The sequence below is a fragment of the Methylobacterium sp. P5_C11 genome, assembly GCF_054049775.1.
The window spans coordinates 37745-48061 of record NZ_JBFULS010000044.1 but is presented as its reverse complement, the minus strand read 5'-3'; the positions used below and the strand labels follow the sequence as shown (position 1 = coordinate 48061).

Below are 10317 nucleotides of genomic sequence, written 5' to 3'. Positions count from 1 at the left end.
CCGCCAAGCAGAAGGCCGAGGCCGCGGCCGTGACGGCCAAGTCCGCCGCCACCCAGGGCGCCTTCTACGCCGCCCTCGCGCTGATCCTCGGTGCGCTGGCCGCGCTCTTCGGGGGCCGCCTCGGCGCCCCCAAGCCCGCGACCCTGCTCGGCACCTACGAGACCCAGCGCGCCTGATCGCCCCCGGCGCCCGCCGTGCGGGCGCCGCCCGGCCCGCGGCCGGATCCACCCCGATCCCACCCCCAACCGCAAGGAGCGCACGCGATGAGCAGCACCACCGACAAGCTCAAGGGTCTGGCCAACGAGGCCGTCGGCACCGTCAAGCAGGCGGCCGGCAAGGCCACCGGCAACGACAAGCTCGTGGCCGAGGGCAAGGCGCAGGAGCTGAAGGGCGAGGCGCAGAAGACGGTCGGCGACGTCAAGGACGGCGCCAAGACCCTCGCCGACAAGATCACCGGCACGCACTGACCGCGGCCGGGTGGGGCCGGCCGGACCGGCCCCATCCCCGGATCGCAGCAGCCCCAGCCCGACACAGGAGCCCCCCATGAACCGCGACCAGATCCGTGGCGCGTCCCGTCACCTCAAGGGTCGCGCGCAGACCGCCGTCGGCGGCCTGACCGGCGACCCGGCGCGCCAAGTGCGCGGCGCCGTGAACCAGGTGGCCGGCGGCGCCCAGTACGCCTACGGCCGCGCCCGCGACCGGGCCGACGACCTCGCCGAGGACGGCCGCCATCTCGCTCACGAGGCATGGGCGCGGGCCGACGACCTCATCGACGACGGCCGCCGGCTCGCCCGGGACGCCCGCCAACGCGGCGCGACCTACGGCCGGCGGGCCGTCCGCACCCTCGACGGCAACCACGCCAACACCGTGCTGGGCTTGGCCGCCCTCGCCTTCGCGGCGGGCTGGCTCGTGCGCCGCGCCCGCTGAACCCGGAGACACCCGATGCTGCACAAGATCCTGACGGCGTTCATCGTCCCCAAGCTCGTCGCCTTTCTCGGACGCCGCTACGGACGGCGTGATCGCACCGGCCGGACATTCTGAACGGGCACCCGAGGCGCGGGTGACCGCTTCGCCGTGATCGACGATGCCAATCAGAGAGCCGGATCCGCGATCCGGACCTGATCCATCCGGGACAGATCGTCATACTACCGGACCCGGTCGCGGGTGCGGTCGGAAACACCGCTTGCGACGGGCGCGAATGAGGGGTCGCGCCGCGGGTCGTCACGGATGGATCCGGCCGTGCACGCGCGATGGCGGCGAAGTGTCCTCGCCCGCCCCATATAGGCGCGGCAGACGAGGCGAGTGACGGGACATGACGATGACAACCGAGAAGGCGGTGCTGGCGGGCGGGTGCTTCTGGGGCATGCAGGATCTGATCCGGCGCCAGGCGGGCGTGGTGTCGACCCGGGTCGGGTACACCGGTGGCGACGTGCCGAACGCCACCTATCGCGACCACGGCACCCATGCCGAGGCCATCGAGATCATCTACGATCCGACCCAGACGAGTTTCCGGCGCATGCTGGAGTTCTTCTTCCAGATCCACGACCCGACGACCCCAAACCGCCAGGGCAACGACAGGGGCCTCAGCTACCGCTCGGCCATCTTCTATCAGGACGACGAGCAACGCCGTGTGGCGGAGGATACCATCGCCGACGTCGACGCCTCCGGGCTGTGGCCGGGGAAGGTCGTGACCGAGGTGGCGCCGGCCGGGCCGTTCTGGGAGGCCGAGCCGGAACACCAGGATTATCTGGAACGGCGTCCCGGCGGATACACCTGTCACTTCGTCAGGCCGGGCTGGGTCCTGCCCGCACGGACCCCGGCCTGACAGGACCCGTGAGCGGGTTCGGCACGACGGGGTCGGCGGCGTCCCGCCTCAGGACTCCACGGCCCTGACCGGGCCATCGGCACCGGGACGGCGCGGTCGCTGAAGTGCGCCGGTTCGGTGCGGAGATCGGCGCCGGCCTGCCCCCCCGGATGCCGGCCCTGGGCGGGCGCCGCGCCGGCCGGCCGGCGGGGCGCATGGGTTGCGTCAGACGGACCGCCGCCCCTGTGCGGTCCGGGCTGACCGAGGACCGCCGCTCGATCGAGGTGACCGCGGCGGGCGGGCGCTCGGCATCGGCCCAGAACAGCTCGCCGACACCCCCGACCGGACGGGTGAGCACTGCCCCTCCACGGTCCTGCGCGTCGTCAACGGGATGCTGCGCGCCGGGGGCCTCGACAGCCCCGACCATCGGCACCGCGGCCCGCGTCGAGGCCGACCCAAGGCTCGGCGCCGGCCTATGCGTCGCCGACTCCGGCGGCGGGCACGGTCGAGATCCCGAACCGTAAATTCGGTTTCATTCCGGAACGCCGGGGGTGCCGAATCCGTCCCTGCTTCGTGACATCCGTCCCGCCGTTTCGGGCGACGCCCGCCTCGCCGCCACGCAGGGGATCCAAGGTTCTCGATGATCCGTTCGAACAACGCCGCCGCGGCCACGCTGCTGCCGCCTTCGACGACGTGCGCTCAGCTTCAGCGGACCGGCACCGACGCGAACACCCGACGGGACCGCAACGACGACACCCCGGTGGAGCTGAAGGGGCGAAAGCCGCGGCGCAGGCGCCCGCCGCGATGCCCGCCAAGTCCTGGCCGGGCCGGGCTCCGCGGCCATCGACGCGGGGCCCGCGCTTGAGGTGCCGTCTAGATTAGAGTAATTCCAAATCTGCGATGGATTCGCCCGACCGACCGGCGCCCCGCGGCGTCCTCACCCCCGGCCAACGGGCCATGCTGCTCCGTCTGGCACGGGAGGGGGCGCTCCTGGCGCCCAGGCCCTGGGAGATGCGGACGATACGCTCCCTGCGGGAGCGCGGCCTCGTCCGGCCAAGGCTATCAGGCCGGGACGCCGCCGGCCTCTGGTTCATCAGCGCCAAGGGTGTGCGCGCCCTCGCCCGGGCGGGGGCGGCGTCGGCGCCCGGGCGATCCGAGCCGTGACGTGGATCGGGTGCGCCGATTCCCGTCATCGTCCGGCAGCATCGCGGGTCTATCCAGGAAAGCGAGCATGAAGCAGACTGTCGAAACGATGCGGACGGTCCCGGGATACGACAGCGTCACCATCGCCCTGCACTGGTTGACCGCAGGGCTCGTCCTCGGTCTCTGGCTGGTGGGCACCTTCCTCGAAGACCTCGTGCCGAAAGGGACCCTGCGCTCCGGCCTCTGGTCGGCGCATTTCGACGTCGGCTTCGTCCTCGCCGCCCTGCTCGTCGCCCAGCTGGCCTGGCGTCGGACGCGGGGCCGCAGCCTGCCGGTCGAGGATGCCGGCCCCCTGCATCGACTGGCGAAAATCACCCACGCGGCCCTGTACGGGCTGCTCTTCGTCATCGTCGGTCTCGGCATTGCCAACGCCTTCGTGCGCGGCGTGACGCTCATCGGCCCGCTGAGCCTGCCGCCGATCGGCGACCCGGCATGGCGGCGTCCCCTGACGCACTGGCACGGCCTCGCCGCCAACGTCCTGATGGCGGTCGCCCTGTTCCACGCCGCGGCCGCGCTCGTTCACCACTACCTCTGGCATGACGCCGTCCTGCGCCGCATGCTGCCCTGGAGACCGTGACATCCATGCGCCCCGTCCATTCCGAGAGACACCTGATCGACCGGATCGGCTGGCTGCGGGCCGCCGTGCTCGGGGCCAATGACGGCCTCGTCTCGACCGCCAGCCTGATCGTGGGGGTCGCGGCCTCCGCCGCCGCTCCGGGGGAGATCCTCGTGGCGGGCTGCGCCGGCCTCGTCGCCGGTGCGATGTCGATGGCGGCGGGCGAATACGTCTCGGTCAGTTCCCAGGCGGACACCGAGCAGGCCGACCTCGCCCGCGAACGGCGCGAACTGGCCAACGACCCGGCGGCCGAGCGGGAAGAACTCGCGCGGATCTATGTCGGGCGCGGCCTCGACTACGCGCTGGCCCTTCAGGTGGCCGACCAGCTCATGGCCAAGGACCCGCTCGGCGCCCATGCCCGGGACGAACTCGGCATCTCCGAGATCACGACGGCGCGCCCGGTCCAGGCGGCCCTGACCTCGGCCGCGACCTTCTCGGCCGGCGCGGCGCTGCCGCTGGCGGTGGCGGCGCTCTCGCCGGCGAGCCTCGCCGTCTACACGGTGTCGGCCGCATCACTGGTCTTCCTGGCGGTTCTCGGAGCCCTGGGCGCGAAGGCCGGCGGTGCTCCCATCGCGCGGGCGACGGCGCGGGTGACCTTCTGGGGCGTGCTCGCCATGGCCGTCACCGCCGGGATCGGAAGCCTCGTCGGAAAAGCCGTCTGACGGCTACCGCTTCGGATCGTGGCAATGCATCTTCGGCGGCGCGGTGGCGCAATCGAGGGAACAGGTCTGGTCGGGCCGGCAGAACCATTGCAGGGCGCCCGTCTTCATGCATGAGCCCGAACAGTGCCGGTGGGCAGCGTCCGTCGGCTCGATGAAGGTCGGGTCCGCGTCAGGCGAGCGGGCCGATCGCTGGGCGTGAGCCGCGGACAGTCCGGCCACCGTGGCGAGCATCGCGAGTGTGGTGCGGATCATGAGCGTCGGATCCCCGGATCGTCCCGGATGCGGCCGCGGGCCGGCGGATCGCCGGCCCCGCGTTGCGCGGGACTCCCGACCCCGTCGAGCATCGTACAGCAGGACGGGGCCGGCGTCGTCAGCCCTTCTTGCCCTGCTTGAAGCTCTGGATGGCGTTCTGGCAGCCCGGTGACAGCTTCGCCATGTTCTTCTCGAAGCACGCCTGAGTCTCGGGGCCGTCCTCGGGCGGCATGTTCCCGCAATAGGTCGTGAAATCGCCCATGCATTGCTGCTGGAGCGCCGCCTTGTCGTCGGCCGACATCGGTGCCGCCAGGACCGAGGAGCCCGCACTGGACAGAAGCAAAACGGCCGTGACCAAGCGTACCGACATGTCGATCTCTCCCTGCGCTTCGATAAGACGGTGAGAAAGCCCGCATAGCCGGAAACCGTTGCATGCTGGAGGGGAGTTTCGCGTCATGCCGGCAGGAAACGACCGACCGCCCCGCGACGACAGGCGGACCGCATCAATCGCCGGTGACGACACTCACCGGGTCAGAGCCGGCATCCGAAGCGTAGGCGTTGACGATCCCGGCCAGCAGACCGGGAAAGCGCGCATCCACCTCGACCCAACGCGAATGGTTGCGAAGTTCGACCCCGTGACGCTCGCTGCGGATCAATCCCGCCTCGCGCAGCACCTTGAAGTGGTTGGACAAGGACGACTTCGGAATCACCCGATCCCCGACAGCGGCGACGGCGGAGCAGGCCTCGACGCAGCCAGCCTGCATGATCTTGGCGAAAATGGCCGCGCGGCTGGGATCGGACAGCGCATGCAGGATCGCTTCCGGTCGAACATCCTCGATGGCGGGATGGAACAGGGGTCTCATGAATCGTCCATAGGGGCTTGATCCGCGATCCCATAGTTCCGAAATTCCGAACTATGGGATCGCGATCGCCAGCATGGAGGCGGTCCCGCTCGGAGGATAGCACACATGTCGAAGCTTGCCGGCAAAGTCGCCGTGGTGACCGGCGCATCCAAGGGTATCGGTGCCGCGATCGCTCGCTCGCTCGCGCAGGAAGGCGCCGCCGTCGTGGTCAATTATGTCTCCAGCAGAGCCGGCGCAGATGCGGTGGTCGAGGCCATCACCGCGACCGGTGGGACGGCCATCGCGGTCCAGGCCGACGTCTCGAAGGCCGAGCAGGCGCACCGCCTGATCGAGGCGGCGGTGCATCGGTTCGGCCGGCTCGACGTGCTGGTCAACAACTCCGGCCTCTACGAATTTGCGGCTCTCGACGAGATCACCGAGGCGCATTACCGCCGCCTCTTCGACGTCAACGTCCTGGGCGTCCTGCTCACGACCCAGGCGGCGGCACGTCATCTCGGCGAGGGCGGCAGCATCATCAACATCTCGTCGGCCATCACCCATGTGCATACGCCGACCGCGGCAGCCTATGCCGGAACCAAGGGCGCCCTGAACGCGATCTCGGGTGTTCTGGCCAACGAACTGGCTCCGCGCCGGATCCGGGTCAACGTGGTGAGCCCGGGCTTCGTCGTGACCGAAGGCACGCATTCGGCCGGCATCGTCGGCTCAGACATGGAGGCCGGCCTCGTCGCACAGACGCCGCTCGGCCGGGCCGGCCAACCCGACGACATCGCCGGCGTCGTCGCGTTCCTCGCCTCCGAGGAGGCCCGCTGGCTGACCGGCGAGGTGATCACCGCCAGCGGCGGCATTCGCTGACGCGGGGCTGCGGCCCTGAGCGTGCCCGCATCCGCGGCCCGCGCGGGATGGCGGCCGGGGCGGCCTGGGATCGGGCGGGCCGAGGCCCGGACGAACCGGGGCCGTCGGCCGGCGGCAGCCACGCCGTCGCCGGAGCCGCTACCCGGGCGCCTTCCGGATGCCGGCGGCGATCCGTGTCGTCTCGGCGAGGGCGTCGTGGAGCGCCGCGTCCCCGTCGAACCGGCCGGCGCGGATCGCCGCGACCAGGTCCGTCGGTGAGTCGGCGGCCCCCAGTGCCCGCTCCCAAGCCCCGGCGGCGGCCTCGGCCTGCTCGATCTCCCGCATGGCGATGCCCATCGCGTTTGCGGCCATCAGGAGGACGTAGCGCTGCCGTCCCGACAGGGCCGGGGCGACCTCGTCGAGGAGGCTCTGCCGGGCGACGGCGAGGAGCGCGGCGCCGGAGGGTGCGTCCGGGAAGGCTGAACTCATCGGGTGCCCCATCGTTCGGGCGCGGTCTCGCGCAGGACCACGGCCTCGAGTTCGGGCGCCATCCGTCCGGTGAGCGCCAGTTCCAGGGACGTCTCCTGACCCGAGACGTGGCGATGTCCCTGCTCCAGGGCGATCACCGCCCAGCGCAGATGCGCCATGATCTCCCAGTAGCGCACCGCCTGCGGGTCGATCCCGCGCCCGCTCTCGGCCTCGTAGCCGCGATAGAAGTCCGCCCGCGGGGCGATCCCCCCGGCCTCGAGATCGGGCCGCCCGAACCGCCAGCAGGCGGCGCAGAACCAGCCGATATCCTGGACCGGATCGCCCCAACCGGCGAATTCCCAGTCGAGGATCGCCGTCAGGCCTGCGGCGTCGATCATGTAGTTGCCGGTGCGGAAGTCGCGGTGCACCAGGATCGGCTCCGCGCAGGCGGGCGCATGGCGTTCCGCCCAGCGCAGGCCCCATTCCAGGGCCGGGCGCACGGCACCGATCCCGTCGAGGTTCGACCGCAGGGTACGGATCTCGGCCAGCGCCGGGCTCGCCTCGGGTGTCCCCAGGAAGGCGAGGTCCCCCGTCAGGGCGGCGCGGCCGGGGCCGTCAGTGCGCAGGATGCCGTGGATCCGGGCCAGCTCCCGCCCGAGCTGCTCGGCCAGGGCCGCGCGGTCACCGCCGAGGCTCGTGTCCTTCACCACCCGCGGCCCCAACCCGATGCCGGAGACGAGACCCATCAGGGCGAAGGGCGCTCCGACCACGCCCGGATCGGCGCAGAATCCGACCGGCTCCGGCACGCGCACGCCGGCGGCGAAGGCCGCACGCAGGATCCGGAACTCCTCCGCCCGCGGACGGCTCGACGCGATGGTGGCGGCCGCGTCCTTGCGCAGGACGAAGCTCCGCTCGGTCCCGTCGACCCGGCAGCGCAGCATCCAGTTCTCCTGGATGGATCCGCCGCTCAACGGCCGGACGTCGTCGAGGGTGACCGTCCCGGCCTCCAGGGTCCGGCGGATCCAGGCGCAGAGCGCCGTCTTCTGATCAGCGTCCAGCATCGGGCTCAGGGCCGCGTCACTGGACGCGCTCGACCGCCATGGCGATGCCCTGGCCGCCGCCGATGCACATGGTCACGAGCCCGTAGCGGCCGCCGGTCCGGGCCAGCTCGTAGAGCGCCTTCACGGTGATGATCGCCCCCGTGGCGCCGATCGGGTGGCCCAGCGCGATGGCGCCGCCGTTCGGGTTCACCTTCGCGGGATCGAGGTCGAGGGCGCGGGAGACCGCGCAGGCCTGGGCCGCGAAGGCCTCGTTCGACTCGATGACATCGAAATCGCCAGCCCGCATCCCCGTCCGCTCGAGCAGACGCCGCACCGCCGGCACCGGACCCATGCCCATCTCGGACGGGTCCACGCCGGCATGGGCGTAGCCGACGATCCGGGCGAGCGGCGTCGTGCCGTCCCGCTCGGCGCGGGCCGCGCTGGTCACGACCAGGGCGGCGGCGCCGTCGTTCAGGCCCGAGGCGTTGCCGGCCGTGACGCTGCCGGTCTTGGAGAAGGCCGGGCGGAGCTTGGCGAGATCCGCGGCGCTCGTGGCCTTCGGGTGCTCGTCGGTGTCGAAGGCCACCGTCTCGCGCTTGCGCTGGACCTCGATCGGCAGGATCTGGTCGCGGAACCGGCCCTCCCGAATCGCCCGGGCCGCACGCGCCTGGCTCTCGGCCGCGAAGGCGTCCTGCACGTCGCGGGAAACGGCGTAGCGCTCGGCCACGTTCTCGGCGGTGACGCCCATATGGCCGTTGCCGAACGGGTCGCTCAGCGCGCCGAGCATGTAGTCGACGAGCACGGCGTCGCCCATGCGCTGCCCGGTTCGTCCGGAGGTCAGGAGGTGGGGCGCGCGGCTCATGCTCTCGACGCCGCCGGCCAGGGCCGTCTCGGCATCGCCGAGCAGGATCGACTGTGCTGCCGAGACGATCGCCTGCAGGCCGCTGCCGCAGAGGCGGTTGACCGTCATCGCCGGTACCTCCTTGGGGAGGCCGCCCTCCAGGGCGGCGACGCGGGCGATATAGGCGTCCCGCGGCTCGGTGGGGATGACGTTGCCGAAGACCACGTGGCCGACCGCCTCGGGCGCCGTCCTGGCCCGCCGCAGGGCCTCCGCGACGCACTTGGCTGCCAATTCCGAAGGCGGCGTGCCGGCGAGGCCGCCGCCGAACGTGCCGATCGCGGTGCGCACCGCGCCTGTGATGACGACCTCGGTCATACTCTCGGACTCCCTGCCTCGATCAGCCTGTCGGGATGTACCGCCCCGCTCACGCCCCAACATCCCACGACCAGAAGCCGTCGCCCTCGGCTTCGAGGTTGCGGTTGAGCACCATCTTGTGGACCTCGTCGGCCCCGTCCACGAGGCGGGCCTGCCGGGCGTAGCGGTAGATCCACTCCAGCGGCGTGTCGGTGGAGTAGCCCCGGGCACCGTTGATCTGGATCGCCGTGTCGGCGGCCGCGTGCAGGAGGTTGGCCACGTGCACCTTGGCCATCGAAACCTCCTTGCGGGCGAAGCTGCCCTGGTCGAGAGCCCAGGCGGCCTTCATCACCAGGAGGCGCCCGATCTCGATCCGCATGGCGAGGTCGCCGAGCATCAGCTGGATGCTCTCCCGGTCGGCGAGGCGGATTCCGAAGCCGTGCCGCTCGGCCGCGTAGGCCCGGGCGATCGCGACGCAGCGCTTCGACAGGCCGAGCCAGCGCATGCAGTGGGTCAGCCGCGCCGGGCCGAGGCGGATCTGGGTCAGCTTCAGCCCGTCGCCCTCGCTCATGAGCACGTTCTCGGCCGGGATCTCCAGGCCCTCGAACAGCAGCTCGCAATGGCCGCCATGCTCCTCCGGTCCCATGATCGGGATGCGGCGCAGGATCCGCCAGCCGGGCTGATCCCTGTGGAACAGGAAGGCGGTCAGCCCTTTCCGCGCGTCGTCGGAGGTGCGCGCCATCAGGATGAAGTGCGCGGCCTCCTCGGCGCCGGTGATGTACCATTTGCGGCCGGTGACCACGTAGGCGTCGCCCCGCCGCTCGGCCCGGGTCTGGATCATCCCGGGATCGGAGCCGCCGCCGGGATGCGGCTCGGTCATGGCGAAGGCGGAGCGCACGTCGCCGCGCACGATCGGCGCGAGCCAGCGCGCCTTCTGGGCCGGGCTCGCCACCTTCTCCAGCACCATCATGTTGCCGTCGTCGGGCGCGGCCGCGTTGAACACGACCGGCCCGAAGATCGAGCGGTTCATGGCCTCGTAGCAGACCGCCATGCCGACCGTGTCGAGCCCGGCGCCGCCGGTCTCGGGCTTCAGCTGGAGGCACCACAGGCCCTGGTCGCGGGCGAGCCCGCGCAGACGGGCCAGTTCGGTGAGGCTGATGTTGCCGTGTCCGTCATAGGCCGCCGGATCAGCCTCCAGCGGCAGGACGTGCGTCTCCACGAAGGCCGCGATCCGGTCGCGGTAATCCGCGACGCGCGGGCTGATGGTGAAATCCATGAGTCCATCTCCCGTGCCGCTCCCGGCGATAAAAATCGAGCGAGCGCTCGCTTTTTATCGCTTGGATTCGGCCCTGGCAACGAGATACTGGCAACGGGATCAGGCGC

General features: G+C 71.4%; 14 protein-coding genes. 7 read left to right on the top strand and 7 right to left on the bottom strand.

The features are described from left to right. The first annotated feature begins 263 nt into the window (after nt 1-263). The 6 genes from ACXJKQ_RS20300 (at nt 264) to ACXJKQ_RS20275 (ending at nt 4285) form a co-directional block, all read left to right on the top strand. Nucleotides 264-467, top strand: a complete 204-nt coding sequence (locus ACXJKQ_RS20300) for a CsbD family protein (RefSeq protein ID WP_457105977.1) — start codon at nt 264-266, stop codon at nt 465-467. Between the two features lie 76 nt (nt 468-543). Further along, nucleotides 544-927: a CsbD family protein gene (locus tag ACXJKQ_RS20295; protein ID WP_457107524.1), complete on the top strand. Its 384-nt coding sequence runs from the start codon at nt 544-546 to the stop codon at nt 925-927. Nucleotides 928-1312: 385 nt separating this feature from the next. Then, entirely contained in the window at nt 1313-1825 is a 513-nt protein-coding gene (msrA, locus tag ACXJKQ_RS20290; protein WP_457107523.1) for a peptide-methionine (S)-S-oxide reductase MsrA, read from the top strand. An 879-nt stretch (nt 1826-2704) separates the two neighbouring features. After that, entirely contained in the window at nt 2705-2968 is a 264-nt protein-coding gene (locus ACXJKQ_RS20285) for a hypothetical protein (protein ID WP_457107522.1), read from the top strand. Nucleotides 2969-3035: 67 nt separating this feature from the next. Next, the gene (locus tag ACXJKQ_RS20280) at nt 3036-3584 is read left to right on the top strand and encodes a cytochrome b (RefSeq protein ID WP_457107521.1); all 549 of its coding nucleotides are present in this window, start codon (nt 3036-3038) and stop codon (nt 3582-3584) included. A gap of 5 nt (nt 3585-3589) precedes the next feature. Further along, complete coding sequence (locus ACXJKQ_RS20275) at nt 3590-4285, top strand: VIT1/CCC1 transporter family protein (RefSeq protein WP_457107520.1); 696 nt, start codon at nt 3590-3592, stop codon at nt 4283-4285. Between the two features lie 3 nt (nt 4286-4288). On the opposite strand, the gene ACXJKQ_RS20270 is transcribed toward ACXJKQ_RS20275, so the two are convergent. The 3 genes from ACXJKQ_RS20270 to ACXJKQ_RS20260 form a co-directional block, all read right to left on the bottom strand. After that, nucleotides 4289-4537, bottom strand: a complete 249-nt coding sequence (locus ACXJKQ_RS20270; RefSeq protein ID WP_457107519.1) for a hypothetical protein — start codon at nt 4535-4537, stop codon at nt 4289-4291. Nucleotides 4538-4655: 118 nt separating this feature from the next. Continuing rightward, entirely contained in the window at nt 4656-4907 is a 252-nt protein-coding gene (locus tag ACXJKQ_RS20265) for a hypothetical protein (protein WP_457107518.1), read from the bottom strand. Nucleotides 4908-5040: 133 nt separating this feature from the next. Next, nucleotides 5041-5400, bottom strand: a complete 360-nt coding sequence (locus ACXJKQ_RS20260) for an ArsR/SmtB family transcription factor (RefSeq protein ID WP_457107517.1) — start codon at nt 5398-5400, stop codon at nt 5041-5043. A gap of 105 nt (nt 5401-5505) precedes the next feature. Here ACXJKQ_RS20260 and ACXJKQ_RS20255 point away from each other — a divergent pair, with 105 nt between their 5' ends. Further along, nucleotides 5506-6252 carry a glucose 1-dehydrogenase gene (locus ACXJKQ_RS20255; RefSeq protein ID WP_457107516.1) on the top strand — a complete coding sequence of 249 codons (747 nt, stop codon included), beginning with the start codon at nt 5506-5508 and terminating at the stop codon, nt 6250-6252. A gap of 138 nt (nt 6253-6390) precedes the next feature. On the opposite strand, the gene ACXJKQ_RS20250 is transcribed toward ACXJKQ_RS20255, so the two are convergent. From ACXJKQ_RS20250 to ACXJKQ_RS20235, 4 genes are read right to left on the bottom strand one after another with little or no spacing between them, the layout of a single operon-like run. Then, nucleotides 6391-6720 (bottom strand): DUF6285 domain-containing protein, encoded by a 330-nt coding sequence (locus ACXJKQ_RS20250; RefSeq protein ID WP_457107515.1) that lies wholly within the window; start codon nt 6718-6720, stop codon nt 6391-6393. Continuing rightward, nucleotides 6717-7760, bottom strand: coding sequence for a phosphotransferase family protein (locus ACXJKQ_RS20245; protein WP_457107514.1), 1044 nt, complete (start codon nt 7758-7760; stop codon nt 6717-6719). The genes ACXJKQ_RS20250 and ACXJKQ_RS20245 overlap by 4 nt, the downstream gene beginning before the upstream one ends. A gap of 16 nt (nt 7761-7776) precedes the next feature. Beyond that, nucleotides 7777-8955 (bottom strand): acetyl-CoA C-acyltransferase family protein, encoded by a 1179-nt coding sequence (locus tag ACXJKQ_RS20240; RefSeq protein ID WP_457107513.1) that lies wholly within the window; start codon nt 8953-8955, stop codon nt 7777-7779. 49 nt (nt 8956-9004) lie between these two features. Next, nucleotides 9005-10210, bottom strand: coding sequence for an acyl-CoA dehydrogenase family protein (locus tag ACXJKQ_RS20235; protein WP_457107512.1), 1206 nt, complete (start codon nt 10208-10210; stop codon nt 9005-9007). Nucleotides 10211-10317: the final 107 nt, after the last annotated feature.